The organism is Pollutimonas subterranea (assembly GCF_002849655.1).
In the GTDB taxonomy this organism is placed as follows: domain Bacteria; phylum Pseudomonadota; class Gammaproteobacteria; order Burkholderiales; family Burkholderiaceae_B; genus Pollutimonas; species Pollutimonas subterranea.
In genome coordinates, this window is the sequence record NZ_PDNW01000019.1 from 38893 (window position 1) to 62433 (window position 23541).

General features: G+C 59.6%; 22 protein-coding genes. 7 read left to right on the forward strand and 15 right to left on the reverse strand.

What is annotated here, in order from left to right:
• Positions 1-47: 47 nt before the first annotated feature.
• The 4 genes from mog to tkt form a co-directional block, all read right to left on the reverse strand.
• Positions 48-668 carry a molybdopterin adenylyltransferase gene (gene mog / locus CR159_RS17790; protein WP_102075308.1) on the reverse strand — a complete coding sequence of 207 codons (621 nt, stop codon included), beginning with the start codon at positions 666-668 and terminating at the stop codon, positions 48-50.
• Between the two features lie 27 nt (positions 669-695).
• The gene (locus CR159_RS17795) at positions 696-1886 is read right to left on the reverse strand and encodes a phosphoglycerate kinase (RefSeq protein WP_102075309.1); all 1191 of its coding nucleotides are present in this window, start codon (positions 1884-1886) and stop codon (positions 696-698) included.
• Positions 1887-1958: 72 nt separating this feature from the next.
• Positions 1959-2972 (reverse strand): type I glyceraldehyde-3-phosphate dehydrogenase, encoded by a 1014-nt coding sequence (gap, locus tag CR159_RS17800; protein WP_102075310.1) that lies wholly within the window; start codon positions 2970-2972, stop codon positions 1959-1961.
• Positions 2973-2987: 15 nt separating this feature from the next.
• Positions 2988-5003 (reverse strand): transketolase, encoded by a 2016-nt coding sequence (gene tkt / locus CR159_RS17805; protein ID WP_199173361.1) that lies wholly within the window; start codon positions 5001-5003, stop codon positions 2988-2990.
• 211 nt (positions 5004-5214) lie between these two features.
• Between tkt and CR159_RS17810 the strand changes: the two genes are divergently transcribed.
• Entirely contained in the window at positions 5215-5949 is a 735-nt protein-coding gene (locus tag CR159_RS17810; protein ID WP_102075312.1) for a 16S rRNA (uracil(1498)-N(3))-methyltransferase, read from the forward strand.
• A 23-nt stretch (positions 5950-5972) separates the two neighbouring features.
• On the opposite strand, the gene CR159_RS17815 is transcribed toward CR159_RS17810, so the two are convergent.
• The 4 genes from CR159_RS17815 to CR159_RS17830 all read right to left on the reverse strand — a co-directional run bounded on the left by CR159_RS17815 (position 5973) and on the right by CR159_RS17830 (position 10961).
• Positions 5973-6443 carry a barstar family protein gene (locus CR159_RS17815; RefSeq protein ID WP_102075313.1) on the reverse strand — a complete coding sequence of 157 codons (471 nt, stop codon included), beginning with the start codon at positions 6441-6443 and terminating at the stop codon, positions 5973-5975.
• Complete coding sequence (locus CR159_RS17820) at positions 6440-7666, reverse strand: patatin-like phospholipase family protein (protein WP_102075314.1); 1227 nt, start codon at positions 7664-7666, stop codon at positions 6440-6442. The genes CR159_RS17815 and CR159_RS17820 overlap by 4 nt, the downstream gene beginning before the upstream one ends.
• Positions 7641-9935 carry an NADP-dependent malic enzyme gene (locus CR159_RS17825; RefSeq protein WP_102075315.1) on the reverse strand — a complete coding sequence of 765 codons (2295 nt, stop codon included), beginning with the start codon at positions 9933-9935 and terminating at the stop codon, positions 7641-7643. The genes CR159_RS17820 and CR159_RS17825 overlap by 26 nt, the downstream gene beginning before the upstream one ends.
• Before the next feature lie 99 nt (positions 9936-10034).
• On the reverse strand, positions 10035-10961 hold the full coding sequence (locus CR159_RS17830; protein WP_102075316.1) for a hypothetical protein: 927 nt from the start codon (positions 10959-10961) through the stop codon (positions 10035-10037).
• Positions 10962-11045: 84 nt separating this feature from the next.
• Here CR159_RS17830 and CR159_RS17835 point away from each other — a divergent pair, with 84 nt between their 5' ends.
• Entirely contained in the window at positions 11046-12206 is a 1161-nt protein-coding gene (locus CR159_RS17835) for a pyridoxal phosphate-dependent aminotransferase (RefSeq protein WP_102075317.1), read from the forward strand.
• 6 nt (positions 12207-12212) lie between these two features.
• Here the strand turns inward: CR159_RS17835 and CR159_RS17840 are convergent, their stop codons facing one another.
• Positions 12213-13055, reverse strand: coding sequence for a lytic transglycosylase domain-containing protein (locus CR159_RS17840; protein WP_102075318.1), 843 nt, complete (start codon positions 13053-13055; stop codon positions 12213-12215).
• Positions 13056-13134: 79 nt separating this feature from the next.
• Between CR159_RS17840 and ubiD the strand changes: the two genes are divergently transcribed.
• Positions 13135-14679 (forward strand): 4-hydroxy-3-polyprenylbenzoate decarboxylase, encoded by a 1545-nt coding sequence (gene ubiD, locus CR159_RS17845; protein WP_102075319.1) that lies wholly within the window; start codon positions 13135-13137, stop codon positions 14677-14679.
• A gap of 29 nt (positions 14680-14708) precedes the next feature.
• On the opposite strand, the gene CR159_RS17850 is transcribed toward ubiD, so the two are convergent.
• The 6 genes from CR159_RS17850 to dacB all read right to left on the reverse strand — a co-directional run bounded on the left by CR159_RS17850 (position 14709) and on the right by dacB (position 18849).
• Entirely contained in the window at positions 14709-15041 is a 333-nt protein-coding gene (locus tag CR159_RS17850) for a hypothetical protein (RefSeq protein WP_102075320.1), read from the reverse strand.
• Positions 15038-15460 (reverse strand): phage holin family protein, encoded by a 423-nt coding sequence (locus CR159_RS17855; protein WP_102075321.1) that lies wholly within the window; start codon positions 15458-15460, stop codon positions 15038-15040. The genes CR159_RS17850 and CR159_RS17855 overlap by 4 nt, the downstream gene beginning before the upstream one ends.
• A 21-nt stretch (positions 15461-15481) precedes the next feature.
• Positions 15482-15799: an ElaB/YgaM/YqjD family protein gene (locus CR159_RS17860; protein WP_102075322.1), complete on the reverse strand. Its 318-nt coding sequence runs from the start codon at positions 15797-15799 to the stop codon at positions 15482-15484.
• Between the two features lie 65 nt (positions 15800-15864).
• On the reverse strand, positions 15865-16593 hold the full coding sequence (locus CR159_RS17865) for a hypothetical protein (protein WP_439650573.1): 729 nt from the start codon (positions 16591-16593) through the stop codon (positions 15865-15867).
• Positions 16594-16710: 117 nt separating this feature from the next.
• On the reverse strand, positions 16711-17349 hold the full coding sequence (gene upp / locus CR159_RS17870) for a uracil phosphoribosyltransferase (RefSeq protein ID WP_102075323.1): 639 nt from the start codon (positions 17347-17349) through the stop codon (positions 16711-16713).
• A gap of 36 nt (positions 17350-17385) precedes the next feature.
• A complete protein-coding gene (dacB, locus tag CR159_RS17875; protein WP_233208391.1) occupies positions 17386-18849 on the reverse strand; it encodes a D-alanyl-D-alanine carboxypeptidase/D-alanyl-D-alanine endopeptidase in 1464 nt (487 codons plus the stop codon).
• 155 nt (positions 18850-19004) lie between these two features.
• Between dacB and queA the strand changes: the two genes are divergently transcribed.
• From queA to secD, 4 genes are all read left to right on the forward strand, one after another.
• On the forward strand, positions 19005-20045 hold the full coding sequence (queA, locus tag CR159_RS17880) for a tRNA preQ1(34) S-adenosylmethionine ribosyltransferase-isomerase QueA (protein WP_102075325.1): 1041 nt from the start codon (positions 19005-19007) through the stop codon (positions 20043-20045).
• Positions 20046-20049: 4 nt separating this feature from the next.
• On the forward strand, positions 20050-21186 hold the full coding sequence (tgt, locus tag CR159_RS17885; protein WP_102075326.1) for a tRNA guanosine(34) transglycosylase Tgt: 1137 nt from the start codon (positions 20050-20052) through the stop codon (positions 21184-21186).
• A 50-nt stretch (positions 21187-21236) separates the two neighbouring features.
• The gene (yajC, locus tag CR159_RS17890; RefSeq protein WP_102075327.1) at positions 21237-21584 is read left to right on the forward strand and encodes a preprotein translocase subunit YajC; all 348 of its coding nucleotides are present in this window, start codon (positions 21237-21239) and stop codon (positions 21582-21584) included.
• Positions 21585-21647: 63 nt separating this feature from the next.
• Positions 21648-23522: a protein translocase subunit SecD gene (gene secD / locus CR159_RS17895; protein WP_102075328.1), complete on the forward strand. Its 1875-nt coding sequence runs from the start codon at positions 21648-21650 to the stop codon at positions 23520-23522.
• The last annotated feature ends 19 nt before the right edge of the window (positions 23523-23541 follow it).

A 23541-nucleotide genomic window follows, 5' to 3' on the forward strand; every position in this document is an offset into this window, starting at 1 on the left:
GGATAGCCTCGATTTTACGAGGGAATGAGATTAATTGCTGATGGTCATCAGCGTGTCGCCGACTTAGGACGAAAGGCGGCAACGCGATCCTTGTGCGTTTCGACGTAAGGCCCGCCGATGAGGTCGATGCAATAGGGTACGGCCGCGAAGATGCCCGGAACCATTACCTTGCCCTCCGGGTCCTTCAAGCCTTCCAGCGTTTCCTGGATGGACTTGGGCTGCCCGGGCAGATTAATGATCAGTGCCGCATGGTCGGGCGTTTCGCGGACCACGGCGACTTGCCGGGAAAGTATTGCCGTCGGCACGAATTTCAGGCTGATCTGGCGCATCTGCTCGCCAAAACCCGGCATCTCGCGCGTGGCAACCGCGAGCGTCGCTTCCGGCGTTACGTCACGCCTGGCCGGACCGGTGCCGCCCGTGGTCAACACTAGGTCGCAGCCCACTACGTCCACCAGCTCGACCAGCGTGGCCGATATCTGCTGGCGCTCATCGGGAATCAGGCGCGCGGCGAACTGCGGCGGCCGGGTCAAGACAGCGCTCAGCCAAGCTTGCAGCGCAGGAATACCCTTGTCTTCGTAGGTGCCGCTAGAAGCCCGGTCGGAAATCGACACCAGGCCCACCAACAACTCGTCGGGATGGTTGCGGACTAGCCGCGAGGATACAGTCATGAATATTCCCAGTTAGCGGGTGCAGGATCAGTTCCGCGCACGTTCTTCCAGAATGGCAACCGCCGGCAGCGTCCTGCCTTCCAGGAACTCCAGGAAAGCCCCGCCGCCCGTCGAGATATAGCCGATCTTGTCGCCTATGCCGTATTTCGCAATCGCAGCCAGGGTATCGCCACCGCCGGCAATGGAAAACCCGTCCGTATCGGCAATCGCCTGCGCCACCACCTTGGTGCCGTTGGCAAAGGCATCGAATTCGAATACGCCTACCGGACCATTCCAGACGATGGTGCCGGCCTGCGCAAGAATGCCCGCCAATTGCTCGGCGGTTTGCGGGCCGATATCCAGGATCAGGTCATCGTCGGCCACCGCGTCGGCCGCCTTTACCGTCGCCTGGGCATCGGCGCCAAAGGTCTTGGCGCACACCACATCCACCGGAATGGGCACGGCTGCATCGCGTCCCTTCATCATGTCGATCACGGCACGGGCCTGATCCACCTGGTCCGGCTCGGCCAGCGACTTACCGATGGCGTGCCCCGCCGCCAGCATAAAGGTATTGGCGATACCGCCGCCCACGATCAGTTGATCGACCTTATCGGCCAAGGCCTGCAAGATGGAAAGCTTGGTCGATACCTTTGAACCGCCCACGATGGCCACGAGCGGCCGCTTGGGCTCTTTCAATGCACGGCCCAGGGCCAGCAGCTCGGCTTCCAGCAAGGGACCTGCACAGGCGATGGGCGCATACTTGGCAATTCCGTGCGTCGTGGCTTCGGCGCGATGGGCGGTACCAAATGCATCGTTTACGTACACATCGCATAAAGCCGCCATTTTGCGGGAAAGCTCCGGATCATCCTTCTTCTCGCCCACGTTGCAGCGGCAATTCTCCAGCATCACGACCTGCCCGGGGCTGACTGTAACCCCGTCGACCCAATCGGTCACCAGCGTGACAGGAGCGCCCAGCAAAGCGGAAAGCCGGCTCGCCACCGGAGCCAGCGTATCGGCATCGGTAACCGTGCCTTCGGTAGGCCGCCCCAGATGAGACGTGACCATGACGGCGGCGCCGGCATCAAGCGCCAGCCGTATGGCGGGCACTGAAGCCCTGATACGCGTGTCTTCGGTAATTTCGCCGTCAGCGAGCGGAACATTCAGGTCAGAGCGAATGAACACGCGCTTGCCGCCAAGCGCATCGGTTTTCGCCAAAGCGGTAAGTGTATTGATGGTCATAAAGATATCCCCCGCCGATAGGCAGACGTGTCAAGGGCGGGTTACCCCGCCCCTGTACTGATAAAGAGTCGATTACTTGGCCGACATCAGGGCGACCGTGGTATCGAGCATGCGATTGGAGAAACCCCATTCGTTGTCATACCAGGAAGATACCTTGACCAATGAACCGGACACCTTCGTCAGGCCTGCGTCCACCGTGCTGGAGGCCGGATTGTGGTTGTAGTCGACCGACACGAGCGGCTCGTCGTTGTATTCGAGGATGCCCTTCAAAGGACCTTCGTCGGCAGCCGCCTTGAGGATGGCGTTGACTTCTTCGACCGTCGTCTCGCGAGCCGACACAAAGGACAGGTCGACGATCGAGACGTTGATGGTCGGTACGCGTATGGCGTAGCCGTCGAGCTTGCCGTTGAGCTCTGGCAGGACCAGGCCAACGGCGGACGCTGCGCCCGTCTTGGTCGGGATCATGCTTTGCGTGGCCGAACGTGCGCGGCGCAGGTCTTCGTGATAGACGTCGGTAAGGACCTGGTCGTTGGTGTAGGAGTGAATCGTCGTCATCAGGCCATTGACCAGACCCAGCTTCTCGTGCAGCGGCTGCACCAACGGAGCCAGGCAGTTCGTGGTGCAAGAGGCGTTGGAAATAACGGTATCGCTGGACTTCAGAACCTGGTGGTTCACGCCGTACACAATGGTGGCGTCGACATCTTTGCCGCCCGGAGCCGAAATAATGACTTTCTTGGCGCCGCCCTTGATGTGGGCGCTGGCCTTTTCCTTGCTGGTGAAGAAACCGGTGCATTCGAGCACGACGTCCACGTTGAGGTCGCCCCAGGGCAAGGCGGACGGATCGCGGTTGGCGAGCACGCGGATCTTATCGCCGTTGACCACCATATAGTCGCCGTCCACAGCCACTGTACCGGGGAACTTTCCGTGGGCGGTATCGAAGCGCGTAAGGTGTACGTTGGTCTTGGGATCGCCCAAGTCGTTGATGGCCACGATTTCTATATCGTGCTTCTTGCCGCCTTCGTAATGCGCACGCAAGATATTGCGTCCGATACGGCCATACCCATTAATTGCAACACGAATCGTCATTGTTACTCTCCTGTTTTATAAAACTTGCTCAACGGCTGCGGCAACCCGCTCGACGGTCAATCCAAAGAATTTGAACAACACGCCGGCAGGAGCCGATTCGCCGTAGGTATCGATGCCGACGACCGCGCCGTCCAGGCCCACGTACTTGTACCAGCCGGATGTGACGCCAGCCTCGACGGCCACGCGCGGCAGGCCGGCCGGCAAAACGGATTCACGCCATTGTGCGTCCTGCGCATCGAAGACGTTGGTACACGGCATGGACACCACCCGCACAGCAACGCCCTTGGCGGCAAGCTGCTCTTGCGCACCCAGCGCAAGCTCGACTTCCGAGCCGGTGGCGATGATGATGGCCTGAGCGTTATCGGCATCACGCAAGACGTAGCCACCGCGGCTGATGCCTGCGATGGCCGCGGCGTCGCGAGGCACAAAGGGAAGATTCTGGCGCGACAGCAGTAAGGCACTAGGGCCGCCATCGCGGACGGTCATGCCCACGCTGGCCGGCCGCTGGATGGCACTTGCCCAGGCGACAGCGGTTTCAGTCGTATCGCAGGGACGCCATACGTGCAGGTTGGGAATCAGGCGCAGACTGGCGGCATGTTCCACGGATTGGTGAGTGGGGCCGTCTTCGCCCAGGCCGATGGAGTCGTGCGTAAAGACATGCACCACGCGCTGCTTCATCAGCGCGGCCATGCGCAAGGCATTGCGGGAATAGTCGGAAAACGTAAGGAAGGTGCCGCCGAACGGCAGGTATCCGCCATGCAGGGCGATGCCATTCATGACCGCGGCCATTCCGAATTCGCGCACGCCGTAGTTGATATGACGGCCAAAACGCAGATGAAGCTGCCCGGCGCGCACGGGAGACACGCCCTTCCAGTCGGTGAAATTGGATCCGGTCAGGTCGGCCGAGCCGCCCAGGAACTCGGGCAGAAGCTCGGCAAACGCGGCAATCGCAAACTGCGAAGCCTTGCGGCTGGCGACCGTTTCGGCCTTTTGATTCGTGGCTTCGATGAATTGCTGCGAGCGCTCGGCAAAGTCGGCCGGCAAGTCGCTGGCAAGGCGACGCTGGAGCTCGGCGGCTTCGGTCGGAAATTCCTTCGCGTAGGCGTCGAACCGGGTTTGCCATTCCGACTGCAGCTGCTGTCCTTTTTCCTTGCCATCCCATAGTGCATAAATTTCGGCCGGCACATGAAACGGCTCGTAGGGCCAGTTCAGTGCCTCGCGAGTGGCGTGGATTTCCTCGGCGCCCAGCGGCGCACCATGCACTTTTTCCGTACCGGCAGCATGGGGCGCGCCCTTGCCGATGACCGTACGGCAGCAAATAAGCGTGGGACCGCTGCCTTCCGTTGCAAGCTGCTTGGCCTGGACGATAGCCGCATCGACCGCGCTGGTGCTGTGACCGTCGACACCGCGCACGACGTTCCAGCCGTAGCTTTCGAAACGCTTGGCCGTATCGTCGCCAAACCAGTTCTCCACGGGACCGTCAATGGAAATGCCGTTGTCGTCGTAGAACACAATGAGCTTGGACAGCTTGAGCGTCCCGGCCAGCGAGCATGCTTCGTGCGAGATGCCTTCCATGAGGCAGCCGTCGCCCACGAAGGCGTAGGTATAGTGATCGACAATCGCATGATGCTCGCGGTTGAATTCCTGCGCCAGCAGTGCCTCGGCCAGCGCCATGCCCACCGCGTTTGCAAGGCCCTGCCCCAGCGGGCCGGTGGTGGTTTCTATGCCCGCAGTAATGCCGACTTCCGGGTGTCCCGGTGTCCGCGAATGCAATTGCCTGAAATTCCCGATCTCTTCAATGGGCAGGTCGTAGCCGCTAAGGTGCAACAGCGAATAAAGAAGCATGGAACCATGCCCGTTCGACAACACGAAACGGTCGCGGTCGGCCCAGGCCGGATCAGAGGGATTGTGCCGCAAGTGGCGGGTCCACAAGGCTTCGGCAATATCGGCCATCCCCATGGGGGCTCCGGGATGGCCTGAATTGGCTTGTTGAACCGCATCCATCGACAATGCACGGATAGCATTTGCCATGGAAGAATCTTGGGCTGGCGTATGGCTCATTCAAAACTCGCTAGAGACGACAAACCACGGAAAAGGCCTGGCGCCATCGATAAGGTTTACGAAGCGGTCGATTTTAACACCGGGGAAATATACTGCTGGAACCCTGCGCGAGGGCGCAATGGCGCGGACTTGCAATCGGACAGTATCATTCCAGTCTTCATTACAGCCCGGTATTCGTCTTATGGCTATTCCCCGATTTTTCTGTGCTGCCGCACTGGCGTCCAACACGACCGTAAAGCTCGCGCCTGAGCTGGCCCATCATGCCATTAGGGTGCTGCGCTTGAAACCCGACTCGGACATCGTCCTGTTCAACGGGCTGGGCGGCCAGTACCCGGCCACGCTGCACATTGAAGGAAAAAACGGCTTCGCATCCTTGGGCGAACACGAACCGATCGAAGCCGAGCTCGATGGAGACATCACGCTGGTGCAAGGCATACCCGCCGGCGACAAAATGGACTGGATTATTGAAAAGGCGGTGGAGCTGGGCGCCCGGCGCCTGGTGCCAATTACCGCCCAGCGCAGCGTACTGCAACTGTCGGGCGAACGATTGCACAAGCGCATGCAGCATTGGAGGCGGATTGCCCAGTCGGCCAGTGAACAATGCGGGCGCAATCGCATCATGGAAATAGCGGAACCCGCCACATTGCGCGACTATCTGGCAGGGCGTCGCGACGATGCCGACGACATACTGTTCTGCCACCCTGCAAGCCCGCATACGCTGGCCCAGGCAATGTCGTCGATGCAGGACCGCGTGACGCTGCTGGTGGGTCCCGAAGGCGGCTGGTCCGGCGACGAGCAGACCCTGGTGGAGCGCCATGGCCTGACCGCCGTCAGCTTCGGCAAGCGCGTGCTGCGCACTGAGACCGCAGGCCTGGCGCTGATAGCTGCGATCAGCGCCCTGCGCGGCTGGGACTGATCGGGTCCGCCCTCAGCGCCTGCTTATTCGGGTACGCGCGAACCCGAATACGGCTCGGGCGGAATTCCGGGCTCAGGGTCTTTGTGCTTGCCGGCATGCTCGATGAAATAGGCGAAGCGCCGGTCGTTATTTGACGCGAAATCGGCGACATCGGCGCAGACACCTTGTATTGCCTTCGAGTCATCGGCAAGCGCGGGATCGCCCGAGTGAAGATTGTGGAACCACAGGAAAAGGCCAACCTTCTGGTCGAGTACCGTGTCACAAAGGCAGTCGTACAGCGCATCAAGATTGCCACCGAAGTATTCGGGAAAATCCACGGCCTTGACGACTGCGCGCAATACTGCTGAACGACTTCTTGCGCGGTCGCAGTTGACCACGTAAGCCGTCATGCTCAGCTCGCTGGCCGCAGCGATAACTTCATCACTGGAGACGGCGGAAACGTCGATCAGCCCGCCTTTTTGCAATTTCTTTTGCAATGATTGCGCTGGGTTCATTCTGGCGCCTCCTTGAAAAACGCTTTTACTTCTTCAACACGGCTCATGCTATCGGCTCGTCCCAACTGGATGAGCGCCTGGGTATAGCTGGCCTCGAACAACAAATACGAGATTAATGCGCCGTCGGCGGCCTTTCGGGATTTAGACGATACACCGATAACGCGGAAAAGGGCGCGTGCGGCACGCGGCATATGGTCCAGATGCGCCAGCGCGAGCTGGTCGAGCGAGCGGCTGGGTGTAATCGAAAAAGTGCTGACCCGGCGCAACGATTGGCTTTTTAATGCATTCGGCGGCAACTGCGCAAGCAAGCCATTGATTCTTTCCATACGCTCGACATCCATCGAAATACTGTCCAGGAAAATATTGGACAAGGCGTGTCCGCCAATTTGCGCCAGTGTAGGATATTTAGTGTCGACTGTTTGCTTTTCGGGATGGACCTCGTCCTTGTAGCCCGTGCCGATTACGAAGATCTTCTCGGCACCAAGGTGAATAGCGGGACTCATGGGCGCCAATTGCCGCATGGAACCATCGCCGCACCACGCAGTCTGCCCCCGAACAAGCATGGCGCGGGCCGGAAAAATAAAGGGTATGGAGCTGGATGCCAGCAGATGATCCACCCCTATTGTGCCCGGCAGGGCGCGGCGCAATGAGCGCTGCCAGGGCTTTATGGTGTTGTTCGACTGATAGAACGTCAGATGCTCGCCAGTCGTGTAGGCGGTGGCGGTGATGGCGAGCGCATCCAGGCACTCGTTTGAAAGATTCCTCTTGAGCCGGTCGAAATCCAGCGTCGCCGACAATAACTCATCCAGTGGCTGGTTATCAAGCAAGGACTGCGGCTGGCGATTGCGCAGGCCTGGGAAAAGCCAACCCAGGGCCAGAACCGTAAACCACATGACGCCTGTACGCAGCAGCCCCGGCGCATCGGCGCGGTACACCATGCCGGTACGCAGACCGCTCCATAGCTTGCGCAGCCGTTCCATGCCGGCATGGGGTTCGTCGGCAAAGCACGCCATGGCAGCGGCATTGATGGCGCCGGCAGAAGAGCCGCAAATAATCGCGAACGGATTGCCGAAGTCGGGGGAGCGATCGGGATCGAGTATGTCCATGATCCCCGACAGCACCCCAACCTGATAGGCCGCCCGAGCTCCGCCGCCCGTCAGGATCAACCCGACGGGCGCACCGCCCCCTCGAAAGGGTTTAGGCGGTTCTTGCGGTGTTTGCATCGACCACCGTAAGCGCCGCCATATTCACAATACGACGCACCGTGGAACTGGACGTCAAGATATGAACCGGTGCATTGGCGCCCAGCAGGAAGGGGCCAACCGCCACATTGCCTCCGGCGGCCGTCTTGAGCAGGTTGTAGGCGATATTGCCGGAATCGACATTGGGGAAGATGAGCAGATTGGCTTCGCCTTGCAGCGTCGTCAAGGGCATGATGCGCTTGCGCAGTGCTTCGTCGAGCGCACAATCACCATGCATTTCGCCATCGATTTCAAGGCCGGGCTCGCGTTCGCGTACCAGAGCCAATGCAGCCTGCATTTTGGAACCGGATGAGGAACTGCTGGTTCCAAAATTTGAACGCGAAAGCAGCGCAACCTTGGGCTCGATGTTCAGGCGGCGCATTTCGGCCGCTGCCGCGATCGTGATCTCGGCAAGCTGTTCCGCATCGGGATTATCGTTGACGTGGGTGTCCGCCATGGCCAGCGTGTGCTCGGCCAGCAGCACAATATTCATGGCCGCGTAGGTTTTGGCCCCGGGCGCCTTGCCGATGACTTCATCGATGAACCGCAGGTGATCGGCATACGCCCCTACCGTGCCGCACACCATGCCGTCTGCGTCGCCCAGGTGAACCATCATGACACCAATGAGCGTCAGGCGGCGGCGCATTTCCACGCGCGCCATTTCCTTGCTGATGCCACGGCGGCACATAAGCTCCCAATACGTCGTCCAGTAGCGGTGGAAGCGCTCGTCGTAGTCGGGATTGGTGACTTCGACATCGTGGCCCAGGCGCAGGCGCAGGCCGAATTTCTTGATACGGTCGGCCAGCACCGAAGGCCGACCCACGAGTATGGGCTTGGCAATTTTTTCGTCGACGATGATCTGCACCGCGCGCAATACACGCTCGTCTTCGCCTTCGGTGAAAACTATGCGCGACTTGCCGCCGTCGCGCACCAGCTTCTTGGCGTTCGAGAACAGCGGCTTCATGAACGAACCGGAACGATAGACAAACTGCTGCAGCTGCTCGGCATAGCCTTCGAGGTCGGCAATGGGACGCGTGGCGACGCCATCTTCGATTGCCGCTGCCGCCACCGCAACCGCGATACGTACGATCAGCCGGGGATCGAAAGGCTTGGGAATGAAGTACTCGGGGCCGAAGGCAACACCATACGTGCCATAGGCGGCAGCCACCACGTCGTTCTGCTCTTCCTGCGCCAGCTTGCAAATGGCAATGACGGCTGCCTTTTCCATGCCGCGGGTGATGGTCGTGGCGCCGACATCGAGTGCACCGCGGAAAATATACGGAAAACACAAGACGTTGTTGACCTGGTTGGGGTAATCGGATCGACCGGTTGCCATGACCACGTCATCGCGCACTGCATGCGCATCTTCGGGAAGAATTTCGGGATTGGGGTTGGCCAGCGCCAGGATCAGCGGCTTGGCAGCCATCCTGGCGACCATTTCAGGCTTCAGTACGCCGCCGGCGGACAAGCCCAGGAATACATCGGCACCATCGATGATATCGGCCAGCTTGCGAGCCGCCGTTTCCTGCGCAAAGCGTTCTTTATCGGGGTCCATAAGTGTCGTGCGGCCCCTGTACACCACCCCTTCTATGTCGGAAACCCAGATGTTTTCGAGAGGCAGGCCGAGGTCAACCAGCAGGTCGAGACAGGCAAGCGCTGCCGCGCCAGCGCCGGAAACCACGACCTTGATCTGCGTGATGTCTTTGCCGACCACTTCCAGACCATTAATGAACGCCGCGGAAACACAGATGGCGGTACCGTGCTGGTCATCGTGAAAGACGGGAATATTCATTCGCTCGCGCAATTTGCGTTCGACAATGAAACACTCCGGTGCCTTGATGTCTTCAAGATTGATACCACCGAAAGTGGGCTCCAGCCCTGCAATGATGTCGACGAGCTTGTCCGGATCAGTTTCGTTGATCTCGATGTCGAACACGTCGATGCCGGCGAACTTCTTGAACAGCACGGCCTTGCCTTCCATGACCGGCTTTGATGCCAAGGCGCCGATATTGCCCAGGCCAAGCACGGCGGTTCCGTTGGTGATGACGCCAACGAGGTTGCCCCGCGCTGTATAGCGGAAAGCATTGCTGGGATCGGAGACGATTTCTTCGCAGGCGGCTGCCACTCCGGGCGAATATGCCAAGGCGAGGTCGCGCTGGTTCGATAACTGCTTGGTTGGCGTTACCGATATTTTGCCGGGACGCCCGTGCTCATGGTATTCCAGAGCCGCTTTGCGAAAATTTTCTTCCATGATGCTTTCGATAGTCTAGAGTGAAACAGACAGCCATTCTAGCCCTAAGGTTACGTTTGCGACATGGTCTGAAAAATAAAATAACGCTACTGCGTTGACCTACAGGTCCTGGCCGGGATATGGGTAAAGATCGCTAGGGTCGAAATAGGCCTTGATCCGGGCATCCAGGTCGCTGGCGCATCGGTCGATATCTTGCTGCTCGCGCCTCCTCGACGAATAGCGCTGGGCGTATGGGGCTTCGATTTGCGGACGCGCCAACTGTTCATCCAGCACCACCCACTCCACCCAGCCCAGGTCTCCTCCGTGGCCAAGCATCAAGTGCGCCAAATTGACGGAATGGCCGGCCGCGGGCAAAAGCGCATCAAGACGGTAGCGGCCGGGCCAGCGCGCCGCCTGGCGGCAGGCCTGGGCGTCGGCATGGCCGGAAAGCTGAAACAGATTGGAGACCAGCTGTTGCAGCCTCAAGCCCGACAGGGGCTTCTGGTTTCGTTCACCGAAAGGGCCCAGGCCAACGCTGCTGCCGTCGGCCAGCAGCACGCTTGCATGTTCCACGCCCGACCGGCTGGTCTGGCCTGTATCCCAATCACATAAATTACGATCGGCAATCCAGGCCGCCAGCGTGATATGGCAAGGCAAGTCGGCGAACTGGCTAAGGCCCGCGGCATCGAGCTCACCCAACAGGCATCCAGGCTGCACGAACCATTTTGTGCTGCCGGGCTCCAGCCTTTGGCAGCCGGCCATGTCACGGCCGGGCTCCACCCAAAGTACCGACCGCTCGTCGAGTTTTGCCGATTGCTGGACACCATCCAGCGCCAACACCACGCCATACTCCGCACACAAGGATCGGGCATGGTGAACGTCGCTGCCATGCTTGGGCACCAGGCGTGCGCTGCCCATGCCCTCGTGCCGGGAAAATTCGAAAACAGTGCCGGCCACCGCGTCGCGCAGCCGTCGACAAAACGCCACCCATGGATCCTGGGAAACACGTCGGCCCGTTAGAAAGGCGCGCCGGGAACGAGACTCCATTTTTTTATTCCTTTGAACAACCATGAAAATGATCGGGCCGTGATGCGAGCGCTACAATCCTGCTATTTGCCAGAGATCCGCCTTATGCCCCGCCTTGCCAAGCGCACCGAACAAGTGATGCCATTCTACGCTGTGGAACTATTCAAACAGGCCACCGCACTGAACGCGCAAGGCCATGACATCATCAGCCTGGGTATAGGAGAACCGGATTTCACGGCCCCGCCCCAAGTCGTTGAAACCCTGAACCGTGCCTCGCAGGCGGGGCTCAGCGGCTACACATCGCCAGCCGGCATAGCGCCGCTGCGAGCCGCCATTGCCGATTATTACAAGCAGCATTTTGGGGCCGAGGTCGATGCGGAGCGCATCATCGTAACGGCAGGCGCCTCGGGCGCGCTGCTTCTGGCGGCAATGGCCCTGATCAATCCTGGCGATGAAATCCTGATGCCCGATCCGTCGTATCCGGCCAACCAGAACTTCATCACCGGCGCCGGCGGCGTCCCACGCCTGATTCCATGTTCGCCAGAGCAACGGTTCCAGCTGGATGCGGCGGCAATCCGGGAACACTGGGGCCCGGCTACGCGAGGCGTCCTCATTGCGTCACCCAGCAATCCTACCGGAACCACGATCGCGACCGAGGACCTGAAAGCCCTGATCGCCGAAGTCAAGGAACGCGGCGGCTTCATCATCATGGACGAAATATACCTGGGCCTGTATTACGATGGCGTTCCACAAAGCGCCCTTACGCTCGACGACAATATTGTCATCATCAACAGTTTTTCCAAGTATTTTCACATGACAGGCTGGCGCCTAGGCTGGCTGATCGCCCCGCCCCACATCGTGCCGACCATCGAAAGGCTGGCCGCCAGCCTGGCCATCTGCGCACCGTCACTGGCCCAGCACGCGGCAATTACATGCTTCGAGCCTGAAGTCATGCGCATCTATGACAACCGACGTCTCTCGTTCAAGCAGCGTCGCGACTATCTCTTGCCCGAATTAGAACGGCTGGGCCTGCATGTCCCTGTCAAGCCCGATGGCGCCTTCTATATTTATACCGACATTCGCCAGCACAGCCAGAACAGCGATGAGTTTTCGCAGCGCCTGTTGCACGAGGCCGGTGTTGCGGCCGTACCCGGACGCGATTTTGGCCCGGCTCACTCGTCATACAGCTTGCGGTTCTCGTATGCCACCGGGCTCGACCGCCTGCAGGAAGCCGTGCAACGCATGGAACACTTCCTGGGCAGGTAGCCCGGTCTAACGCCCTACAGGTATGCCGGAGGCCAGGGCGATGCGGCGCCTCTCGGCCAGCACCTTGGCGCCGTAGCCCCCATCACTGGGACCTGTAGCGCCGACGTAGCACGCAAGCCCTGTCGTCACTGAACCGCGCCGCTTGATACAGTCGCGCAGTATCTGTGCACCGACCCGGATATTGGCAATGGGATTGAGTGCCGCGATCGTGCCTTCGTTGAAGGCGTCGAATTTTTCTTTGTGGACTTTGGTCATCACCTGCATCAAGCCTTGCGCGCCGACATGACTCTCGGCGTATGGGTTGTAGCGCGACTCAATCGCGATGACTGCCAGCAACAATTGAGGGTCAAGGCCGCTTTCCCGGCCCACCATGAATGCCGTATTGATCAATGCGCCCGCGACACTGTGGGCGATTTTGTACTTCCGGGCGATGTAGCTGCGCAAAGCCTGCGCCTGGGCCGATGTGACGCCGGTAATGGCCTGTCCCGCCATGGAAGCACTCAAGGCCTTGCTGAAATTCGTGGGGTTGCCCTGGGCCTGCTCGGTCGGGCGCCCCGATGCGTCGTTATCCGTAAGCAAGCCTTCAGAATCAAAGAAAAACGGGTCGCGTGCAGCGTCGAGCGTAGCGAAGGCATCGCCTTTGATGCCGTCGGGCCGCAATACTAGCACCAGAGCGGCATGAATCTGGCGCGCCTGCTCGCGCATCGAGGGCACCGTCACGGTCAACGCCAAGGTCACCAGCGCTGCAATGCCCAGATAAACGGCACAGACATGCGCGAGTTCGCCGAACTGGTACAGGGCCCCGCGGGCCGATCGACTTACCAGATTACCGGAACCAATGACGGCCATTGCGCCCCTTTCAATAAATTTACCAGAGTGGATGTTAACCTTAGCTCCGCATACTAATGTAACCGGATCGGCAAACCCTGTGAAATATCGTGACCTAAGAGACTTTATCGCGCAACTCGAAAGCGCGGGCGAACTCAAGCGCCTGACGGCTCCCGTTTCAACGGATCTTGAAATGACCGAGATCAGCGATCGTGTACTGCGGGCAGGAGGCCCGGCCTTGCTTTTCGAGCGCCCCATGCACAACGGCTCCCCGGCCTCCATACCGGTATTGACCAACCTGTTTGGCACGACCAAGCGGGTAGCCTGGGGCATGGGGGAAGAAGACATCGGAGCTCTCCGCCAGACCGGGGAGTTGCTGGCCTCGCTGCGGGAGCCCGAAGCGCCGCGAGGCCTGCGCGACGCCTTCGCCAAGGTTTCGATGCTGAAAGCCGCGTTATGGGACATGAGTCCCAAATCGGTAAAAGGCGCGGCCTGCCAGGATATCGTCATTGAAGGCGATGACGTTGACCTGAGCCAGATTCCACTGCAACGCTGCTGGCCTGGCGATGTCGCGCCATTGTTGACGTGGGGCCTGGTCGTCACTCGCGGCCCGAATGCCAAGCGCCAGAACCTGGGGATCTACCGCCAGCAGCTCATAGGCCGCAACAAGCTGATCATGCGCTGGTTGTCACATCGCGGCGGTGCTCTGGATTTCCGGGATCACGCACTTAGCAATCCCGGCACCCCGTTTCCAATTGCCGTGGCACTGGGAGCCGACCCGGCCACCATACTCGGGGCGGTGACTCCCGTCCCCGACAGCCTGTCGGAATACCAGTTCGCCGGCCTGCTGCGCGGATCCCGTACCGAGGTCACGAAGGCGATCGGAAGCAATTTGTCCGTGCCCGCCTATGCGGAGATCGTGCTGGAAGGCCATATACTGCCGTCGACGGACCCCCGTGCGGTCAAACCGGTGCTGGAAGCCGGCAATGCGGGCCCGCCGACCGGCGATTATGAAATGGCGCTTGAAGGCCCGTATGGCGACCATACCGGGTATTACAACGAAAAAGACTGGTTCCCGGTCTTTACCGTCGATCGCATCACCATGCGCCGCAACCCCATCTATCACAGCACCTACACCGGCAAGCCTCCGGACGAACCGGCAATACTCGGCGTGGCCCTGAATGAAGTTTTCATTCCCATATTGAAGCGCACCTTCCCGGAAATCGTCGACTTCTACCTTCCTCCGGAAGGATGCAGCTATCGCCTTGCAGTGGTGTCCATACGCAAGCAATACGCCGGCCACGCCAAACGCGTCATGTTCGGGATCTGGAGCGTTCTACGCCAGTTCATGTATACGAAATTCATCGTCGTCGTCGATCACGACATCGACACCCGGGACTGGAAAGAAGTGATCTGGGCCATGACCACCCGCATGGACCCGGTACGCGACACCCTTCTGGTTGAAAACACGCCCATCGATTACCTCGACTTTGCCTCGCCGGTATCAGGACTGGGCGGAAAAATGGGCATGGACGCCACCAATAAATGGCCAGGTGAAACCCAACGCGAATGGGGCACCCCCATACAGATGGACGCCAGCGTCAAGGCACGCGTCGATGCAATGTGGCAGGAACTGGGCTTGTAGGATAGCGGCTCGCCGCAAAGCGAGCCTCGCTACTTTTTCATCGCGCGGGCGACTTGCCAGGAGAGCAACAGCCCTGCCCCGATGCGCCATAAGCGGCGCCGTTTGCCGACACGGGAAAACACGGTGGAAGCGACCGACGCAAGCAAGGGATACTGCCGACCCAGCGACAATGCCTTGAAAAGCCAATCGGAGGGCTTTCTTGACGAAAGCCGCGGGAAGAAGCTGCTCATGAGCGCCGAAGGCGTAAATGAGTGGGTCAGTTCACTGACATTACGTCCCAGGCTCTGGCGCTCGAGCGCAGCCCGAGCCCGCACCAATTCAATTTGCATGGCCCTGTCGGCGGGCGACATCGACTTTTTCATGAAAAATCCTTGCGCACCGGGGCATCGGGAGATCGTACCGATGTCGATGGTTCGCGAAGACGCTCGAGCAGGCTGAGGTCGCGGCGAAGTTCATCGACGGTGGCTGCGAAAGGCATGGGTGCAAAAAGCAGCTTGCTGCGCACAGCCAGGAACAGCCCCACACCCAGCAGCCCGTAGAACAAGGCAAGCAGTCCCAACGCCACATAGCGCTGCTCGGTAGGCCAGAAATACAGGGCCACGGCAATTGAAAAGACGAGAACCGCCAGGGTCAGAAAGAGCAGCGCTCCAAACGCCATGCCAAGAACAGCTATGAGATGCGCCTTCTGCCCTGCGGCTTCCAACGAAAACAGTTCAAGACGTGTACGTACTATTGACAATAAAGTACATGCCAGTTCGCCAACGGATTGTCGGAGCGCCATAATGAGCCCTTTCTTATTGAATTAGCGGCGGCAGATCAGGGCGCCAATCAACACGCCAGCCAATCCGGCCATACCTATCGCCTGCCATGGATTATCGTGCACATAGTCGTCGGTGACCCGGGCGGCGCGACGACCGCGTTCCACCAGGACGTCCTGGGTGTCGTACAGGGCTTCGCGCGTACGGCGCAACGACTGCATGGCACTTTCACGCATTTCGGTTGCCTTGTCGCCCGTTGCTGAAGCAGCTTCCCTCAGGAGCTTCTCGGCATCGTCAAGGCTTTGCTTTACGTTGTCGATGAATTGCTCTTCTTTGTTGGATAGATCTTGCTTTGTCGCCATGGTAAGGCTCCTAATCGAGAGTGGATGAATAAAACTAAACGGCAATCAAACAGTCGTTCTACATACTAGCGGAGTTTGGTGACTTCCACCACAGACGCCACCCCGCCCTGCTGGCTTTCCTGCTTCATGACCATGTCCAAATCGGGGCAGAACCAGTCAGTTACCGCGGACGTCATACCCGGTATGGGAATTACCAGTCCACTGAAAGAGGCCTGGGTGGGGTCAGTCACCCGCGTGTAACGGATAGGCCAGCAAGATTGATGCCCGGACGCGGTTTGTATGGTCTGACGGTCTCCCACCGTCTTGACTCCGGTATTGACCACGATCGGCTTTGCCTGCACGGCTTTTTGGTCGACATTGATTTGAAAACGCATGGCGGGAAAGGTTTGTCCGGCCTTGGAAATCGGCTCGCCATAAGAAAACAGACCCAACATTCGAAGATCGAATTTCCCGTTCACGGGTTCGCGTTTGCCTTGCGCATCCTGGCGCTCAAAAGCCGCCTTGCCGTTGTTGATGGTCATCCAGTAATCGAGCGAGGATTTGCCGGGCGGCAGTCCCGCCAGCCCGTAAGTAGCCGTGCCTTGTACACGTGCCTCGCAGGCATTGCTACCCTGCTTGCGTACCTCGGAGAAGGCCAGGTCGGCGCCCAACTGCATGCCTCCCGAACCGCTAAGCTGCACCTGTCCCCCGTCGTGCATGAAAGGGGCTTCGCAAAGCCCGGCGCGGGCCCCGAACGGGGCCATGGCCATCAGCAGCGCCGCAAAGCTTGAATACCGTAAAAAACGCATGGACATCGCCTGTCGTGATTGACTGAACACCATACTACCGTATTTGCCATAGCGGTCTTCAACAAAACACAAAGGTTGGTAAGCAAAAATGAGGAGATGCTCGTCATCAACGCTTCTGCGGCGTCAGGCGTCTTTTTGGCGCGTACCAAAAATCCGGTCGCCCGCATCGCCAAGCCCTGGAATGATGTATCCGTTCTCGTCCAGATGGCTGTCGATGGATGCCGTATAAATATGCACATCGGGGTGATGCTGCTCGACCGCACGAATTCCCTCGGGCGCGGCGACAAGCACCAATGCGCGGACATTGACGCAACCCGCCTTCTTGAGGAGATCGATGGTGGCCACCATCGATCCGCCAGTGGCCAGCATAGGATCCACGATAAGAGCCAGGCGCTGGTCCAGCTGACCTACCAGCCGTTCCAGATAGGCTTGCGCCTGCAACGTTTCCTCGTTGCGTGCGATGCCCACCGCGCTGACCTTGGCGCCGGGGATCAGGCTGAGTACGCCATCGAGCATGCCTATTCCGGCACGCAAAATGGGGACCACAGTGACTTTCTTGCCTGCCAGCTTTTCAACGCCGACGGTGCCGCACCATCCTTCGATACTGGCTGGTTCAAGAGGCAAATCCTTGGACGCTTCGTACGTCAGCAAGGCGGCAATCTCTTGCGACATTTCGCGGAAATTCTTGGTGCTCAGGTCGGCGCGGCGCATCAGACCTAGCTTGTGGCGGATCAGGGGATGACGGATTTCATGTATGGGCATGGAGCTTCCTGCAAAAAAATGGGTGTCGGTAAGGTGCTATTGCGCGGCCAGCCAACTGACCAGGGCATCGTCGAAGGCGCGCACGGCGGTAGAACGCTCGTCATTGACAATGCTGACCAGGATATACCGTTTGCCGCTGGCTCCCAGGACATAGCCGGCCAGGGCGCGCACATTGCGCAAGGTGCCCGTCTTCAGGTGTGCCATGCCTTTGACTTCGTCATTGCGCAGGCGGCGGCGCACGGTGCCATCCACGCCGGATATGGCCAGAGAAGAAATAAACTCGGGCATGAGCGGGGAGCGCCAGGCCGCATCGAGCATGCCGGCCATCCCCTCGGCCGTCACGCGCCCCTCGCGTGAGAGTCCTGCTCCATTGTCGAGCACCCACCCGCGGGTATCCACACTCTGCTCTTTCAAGACGGCCAGCGCCGCGGCGGCGCCCGTCGCGGGCGTGGCGCCCTCGCCCATGCGCTCGGCGCCCAGGGTGAGCAGCAGTGTCCGCGCCATGACGTTATTGCTTTGCTTATTAATACGTCGAATGGTGTCGGCCAGGCTTTCCGATTCATGCCATACGACAGGCTCGGTGCCTCCCGGCACCCTGCCGTCGACAATGCCCTTGGCCAAGGTTCCGCCAAGTTCTTTCCACAGCATTTGAAACAAGCCGGCAAAATACTCCGGCTGCGACAACGCCAGGCGGTAGACGCTGAACTCCCCGCAGGAACCCGCCGCGGTTCCGCTGACATTCACCACCATATTTCCGCCAGCCGGCACCACCTGGGTCGCGATTGACGGCGATCCCGGGCAGGCTACGTTGCTCCATTTGATATCGCCATTGATGCGTATCCCCTGCAGGGGGGGATCGATAATAGGCACCCATTTGCGCGCTTGCCGGTCGGGCTGGAACAAAAGCCGTACGGCACCCAGTCCCACCATCATGGCGTCGGGGCTTGCGTTGTACGGCCGATCGGGCGCGGCGTCGAACTCGCCCGGATCAATCGCTACCCGACCGAATCGGGATCGATCAATGACGACCTGGCCGAGGTTTTTTATGCCGCGCAGCCGCAGCTCACGCAACAGCCCCCAAAGTTCCTCGACAGTGAGCAAGGGATCGCCGCCCGCCTTCAGGTACAGCGGTCCGATCAGGCTGCCCTGCGCATCGACCTGGCCGCCGCCTTTTGCGTGGAACGTAGTACGCCAGGTATAGTCCGGACCCAGGCCCGACAGTGCCGCCCACGTCGTCACCATTTTCATTACGGAGGCGGGGTTGCGGGGTTCCGATGCATTCAAGGACATCAGGCGCGGCCCGTTGATCTCTTGTACGACCAACGAGATCGAGCTGTCGGGCAGCCGCGTGGCGCGCCAGGATTTCTCGAGCTCGGGGGGCAAACTGCTTTGGGCCAGTGCCTGCGCAACGAACAGGCTGGCGGCAATCCCGATCACCGCCCTTGCGTTTCGCGATCGGCCGATTTTCAGGCAGCCTAGCCACTGCCGCGACGCCAACATGGACATGATGCTTCGTTCCCGGAAAAAGCATCAGCATAACCAAAGAAGCCGTCCTCGACATGGCGTCCAGGCATAAATCTGGCGCAACAGCTTAAAATACCGCAAGAATCCCAATTTGGGTGTCGTTCCGCACACCCCACTCAAAGACCTCACGCGTGAATCTTAGCCTTGACCTCTCCCAGTTCGACTACGAACTGCCACAGGAACTTATTGCCCAATTCCCCGCATCCAGGCGGGTCGAAAGCCGACTGCTGCACCTGGACCAGAACAGCGCATTGCACGATCGGCACTTCGTAGACCTGCCGAGCCTGCTGCGACCCAATGACCTGCTCGTGTTCAATAACACGCGGGTCATCAAGGCCCGCTTGCTTGGACAGAAGGCAAGCGGCGGAAAAGTCGAGGTGCTGGTCGAGCGCATTACCGGAGAAACCACGGCCCTCGTCCACATCAGGGCGAGCAAGTCGCCGAAACCCGCCAGCAAGCTGATCCTGGCCGATGCGTTTACCGCCATCGTTCTGGGCCGTGAAGGCGAGCTGTTCGAGGTTGAGTTCCCGGATCGTGTACTGGATTTGCTGGATCGGCATGGCGCTACTCCGCTACCGCCCTATATAGAGCATGCCGCTCTTCAGGAAGACGACGAACGCTATCAGACGGTATACGCCCGCGAACCCGGCGCCGTTGCAGCGCCCACGGCAGGCCTGCACTTCGACGAAGCCATGCTGGCTCAACTTACCGCCCAGGGCATCACCCAGGCATTTGTCACACTGCATGTCGGGGCAGGCACCTTCCAGCCTGTTCGCACTAAAAATCTGGACGACCACATCATGCACGCGGAACGCTATAGCGTTCCGCCTGAAACCGTCGCCCTTATAAAGGCGACCCGTGCCGCGGGAGGCCGCATCGTGGCCGTCGGCACAACCAGCGTGCGGGCCCTGGAGTCCGCCGCCCTGCATGCCACCGATACCGCGCCGGCCAGTCCGCTGGAAGGGGACACGCGACTCTTTATTACACCGGGCTACCGCTTTTTGTGGGTGGACGCCCTGCTTACCAATTTCCACCTGCCCCAATCGACGCTGCTCATGCTGGTGTCGGCACTTGCGGGCATGGAACCCATTCAGCGAGCCTATGCGCACGCTGTTCAATCCCGGTATCGCTTCTTCAGTTACGGCGACGCCATGTTCATAGAAACCCCTTAAAGCAATGACCGGTTTACAGTTCAAGCTGCTGGCCAATGACGGTGCGGCGCGCCGCGGCCAAATTACACTAAACCATGGCGTGGTGCAGACCCCGATATTCATGCCGGTGGGCACCTACGGCAGCGTCAAGGCGATGCTGCCCCACGAGCTGGAGGAAATCGGTGCCCAGATCGTGCTGGGCAACACCTTCCATCTCTGGCTGCGTCCGGGCACGGATGTCATGGAAAAGCACGGCGGCCTGCACGGCTTCATGCAGTGGGACAAGCCCATCCTGACCGACTCGGGCGGCTTCCAGGTATTCAGCCTGCACGGCATGCGCAAGATTACCGAGGAAGGCGTCAAGTTCGCGTCACCCATCGATGGAGCGCGACTATTCCTTACCCCTGAAGAGTCCATGCGCATCCAGCACGCGCTGAACTCGGACATTGCAATGGTCTTCGATGAGTGCACGCCATACACCATAGACGGGCGCCCCGCCACCAGCGCAGAGGCCGCAACCTCCATGCGCATGTCCCTGCGCTGGGCCAAGCGCTCGCGCGTGGCTTTTCACGGGCAGGAAAATCCCAACGCTCTATTCGGAATCGTGCAAGGCGGCATGTACGAAGACCTGCGCGACGAATCGTTGGCCGGCCTGGTCGACATCGGCTTTGAAGGCTACGCGATAGGCGGGTTATCGGTGGGCGAACCCAAGGAAGACATGATGCGGGTGCTGGCACACGTGGCGCCCCGGCTGCCTGCCGATGCGCCGCGCTACCTGATGGGCGTAGGCACGCCCGAAGACCTGGTGGAAGGCGTCAGCCGCGGCGTGGACATGTTCGATTGCGTCATGCCAACCCGCAATGCCCGCAACGGATGGCTGTTCACGCGCTTCGGCGACATCAAGATGCGCAATGCCCGCTACCGTGACGATACCCGTCCGCTGGACCCGTCCTGCTCCTGCCACACCTGCCGGCATTTTTCACGCTCTTACCTGCATCATCTGCAGCGCGCTAACGAAATTACCGGCTCGCGCCTGAATACGCTGCATAATCTGCACTTTTATCTGACCATCATGCAAGAGATGCGCGATGCCATTTCGGCAGGCACGTTCCAGTCGTGGCGCGAGCAATTCGCCCGTGACCGGGCGCATGGTATCGAATAGGCGAGATATCGCTACAATGCAAAGTTACCCAAACACCTCAGGAGCACCCGATGTCCGTAATTGACACTTTGAACCTCATAACCGCCCAGGCTGCAGCTGGCGGTGGAGAAAACGCCCTGATGGGCATGCTGCCCATCATCCTAATGTTCGTCATTCTTTATTTCCTGATGATTCGTCCTCAGATGAAGCGTCAGAAAGAACACCGCAACATGGTCGCGGCGCTGACAAAGGGCGACGAAGTCATCACCACAGGCGGTCTGCTGGGCAAGGTCACCAAAGTAAGCGACAGCTATGTCACCATCGAAATCAGCACTCTGGCCGACAAGCCTGTCGAAACCGTCCTGCAACGTACAGCGGTAACCTCGATCCTGCCCAAAGGCACTATCAAGGCGCTTTGATTCAATCTGCGTACCCCGGACCATCGTCCGGGGCTTTATTCCCGCTTTAGTTGTTGACCGACGATGAACCGTTATCCTCTCTGGAAATACCTCACCGTAGCAGTCGCCCTGGTAATCGGCATTCTGTATACGCTACCCAATTTTTTCGGGGAATCCCCCGCGGTGCAGGTGGCCGGTGCAAAGTCAACTGTCAAGATCGACACAAGTGTGCTGGAGCGGGTTGAAGACATACTGAAATCCGGCGAAATCACGCCGACCAGCGCCTATTTCGAACAGAACGGTCCCGTAGGTACGGTTCGTGCCCGCTTTGCATCGACTGATGTTCAGCTCAAGGCCAAAGACCTGATTGAGAAAACGCTCAACCCCGACCCCGCCAACCCCGACTACACGGTGGCACTGAACCTGCTGCCGGCTTCACCCAATTGGCTGTCGGCATTGGGCGCTAATCCCATGTATCTGGGCCTGGATCTGCGCGGCGGCGTTCACTTTCTGCTGCAAGTCGATATGCAAGGCGCGCTCACCGGCCGTTACGACTCCATCGCAAACGATGCGCGCAGCACCCTGCGCGAAGCGAAAACACCGGTCAGCGGCATCGACCGCAGCGAACAATCCATTGTGTCGACCTTCGAAAGCGCGGAGGCACGTAGCGCCGCGGCAAGCGAACTGCGTCGCGCGATGCCGGACATGGTCTTTACCAACAGTGGCGAAAGCGGGGGCAAATTTCTCCTGACCGGCAAGTTGACCGATGCTGCCGTCACGCAAGTGCAAACCAATGCCCTGAAGCAGAACATCACCACGCTGCATAACCGTATCAACGAACTGGGCGTTGCCGAGCCCATCATCCAGCAACAAGGGGTAGACCGGATCGTCGTGCAATTGCCCGGCGTACAGGACGTTGCCAAGGCCAAGGAAATCCTGGGCCGTACAGCAACGCTGGAAATCCGCATGGTCGATGACTCGCCCACCGCAATGGCTGCGCTGAATTCCGGAACAGTACCCTTCGGACTCGAACGCTATACCGACCGCGATGGTCGTCCCTTGTTGTTGCGCCGCCAAGTCATACTGACCGGCGAAAACCTGCAAGACGCCCAGCCAGGACGCGACCAGCAGACCCAACAGCCGTCGGTCAACCTCACGCTGGACGCCAAAGGCTCACGGATCTTCCGTGACGTAACGCGCAACAATATCAACAAGCGCATGGCCATTGTCCTCTTCGAACAAGGCAAAGGACAAGTCGTTACCGCGCCGGTCATCCGCAGCGAAATTCCGGGTGGCCAAGTGCAGATCACCGGCAGCATGAGCGCCCAGGAAGCCGCGGACACATCGCTGCTGTTGCGCGCTGGCGCACTGGCTGCACCCATGGAAATCATCGAAGAACGCACCATAGGCCCAAGCCTGGGCGCCGACAACATTGCCAAGGGCTTCTACTCCACGCTTTATGGCTTTATCGCCATCGCCGTATTCATCATCGTCTACTACCGTCTTTTCGGCGTGTTTTCTACCTTGGGCCTGGCCTTCAACGTGCTGCTGCTCTTGGCCGTCCTGTCCATGTTGCAAGCCACCCTGACCCTGCCCGGAATCGCTGCTATCGCGCTGACCCTGGGCATGGCCATTGACTCCAACGTACTGATCAACGAACGAATACGTGAAGAGCTAAGAGCGGGCCACCCGCCACAACAGGCGATACAACTGGGCTTCGAGCGTGCCTGGGGCACCATCCTGGACTCGAACCTGACCACGCTGATCGTCGGACTTTCGCTCCTGGCGTTCGGCACGGGTCCGGTGCGCGGCTTTGCGGTCGTGCATTGCATCGGCATTCTTACCTCAATGTTCTCTTCCATCGTGGGCGTACGCGCCTTGGTCAACCTCTGGTACGGGCGCAAGCGCAAACTGCAATCGGTCTCCATTGGCCAGATATGGAAGCCCAAGCAGGATTAAGCCCAAACGCGGCGCCTTG

Coding starts and splice junctions, on each gene's coding strand:
- dacB (WP_233208391.1), bottom strand. CDS start 18,849: ATGTTGGCGTCGCGGCAGTGGCTAGGCTGCCTGAAAATCGGCCGATCG.
- CR159_RS17825 (WP_102075315.1), bottom strand. CDS start 9,935: ATGGAAGAAAATTTTCGCAAAGCGGCTCTGGAATACCATGAGCACGGG.
- CR159_RS17795 (WP_102075309.1), bottom strand. CDS start 1,886: ATGACCATCAATACACTTACCGCTTTGGCGAAAACCGATGCGCTTGGC.
- secD (WP_102075328.1), top strand. CDS start 21,648: ATGAACCGTTATCCTCTCTGGAAATACCTCACCGTAGCAGTCGCCCTG.
- CR159_RS17820 (WP_102075314.1), bottom strand. CDS start 7,666: ATGCAAACACCGCAAGAACCGCCTAAACCCTTTCGAGGGGGCGGTGCG.
- CR159_RS17810 (WP_102075312.1), top strand. CDS start 5,215: ATGGCTATTCCCCGATTTTTCTGTGCTGCCGCACTGGCGTCCAACACG.
- yajC (WP_102075327.1), top strand. CDS start 21,237: ATGTCCGTAATTGACACTTTGAACCTCATAACCGCCCAGGCTGCAGCT.
- gap (WP_102075310.1), bottom strand. CDS start 2,972: ATGACGATTCGTGTTGCAATTAATGGGTATGGCCGTATCGGACGCAAT.
- upp (WP_102075323.1), bottom strand. CDS start 17,349: ATGCCCATACATGAAATCCGTCATCCCCTGATCCGCCACAAGCTAGGT.
- CR159_RS17840 (WP_102075318.1), bottom strand. CDS start 13,055: ATGGCCGTCATTGGTTCCGGTAATCTGGTAAGTCGATCGGCCCGCGGG.
- tkt (WP_199173361.1), bottom strand. CDS start 5,003: ATGGCAAATGCTATCCGTGCATTGTCGATGGATGCGGTTCAACAAGCC.
- CR159_RS17835 (WP_102075317.1), top strand. CDS start 11,046: ATGCCCCGCCTTGCCAAGCGCACCGAACAAGTGATGCCATTCTACGCT.
- CR159_RS17865 (WP_439650573.1), bottom strand. CDS start 16,593: ATGTCCATGCGTTTTTTACGGTATTCAAGCTTTGCGGCGCTGCTGATG.
- CR159_RS17860 (WP_102075322.1), bottom strand. CDS start 15,799: ATGGCGACAAAGCAAGATCTATCCAACAAAGAAGAGCAATTCATCGAC.
- CR159_RS17855 (WP_102075321.1), bottom strand. CDS start 15,460: ATGGCGCTCCGACAATCCGTTGGCGAACTGGCATGTACTTTATTGTCA.
- CR159_RS17830 (WP_102075316.1), bottom strand. CDS start 10,961: ATGGAGTCTCGTTCCCGGCGCGCCTTTCTAACGGGCCGACGTGTTTCC.
- CR159_RS17815 (WP_102075313.1), bottom strand. CDS start 6,443: ATGAACCCAGCGCAATCATTGCAAAAGAAATTGCAAAAAGGCGGGCTG.
- mog (WP_102075308.1), bottom strand. CDS start 668: ATGACTGTATCCTCGCGGCTAGTCCGCAACCATCCCGACGAGTTGTTG.
- tgt (WP_102075326.1), top strand. CDS start 20,050: ATGACCGGTTTACAGTTCAAGCTGCTGGCCAATGACGGTGCGGCGCGC.
- CR159_RS17850 (WP_102075320.1), bottom strand. CDS start 15,041: ATGAAAAAGTCGATGTCGCCCGCCGACAGGGCCATGCAAATTGAATTG.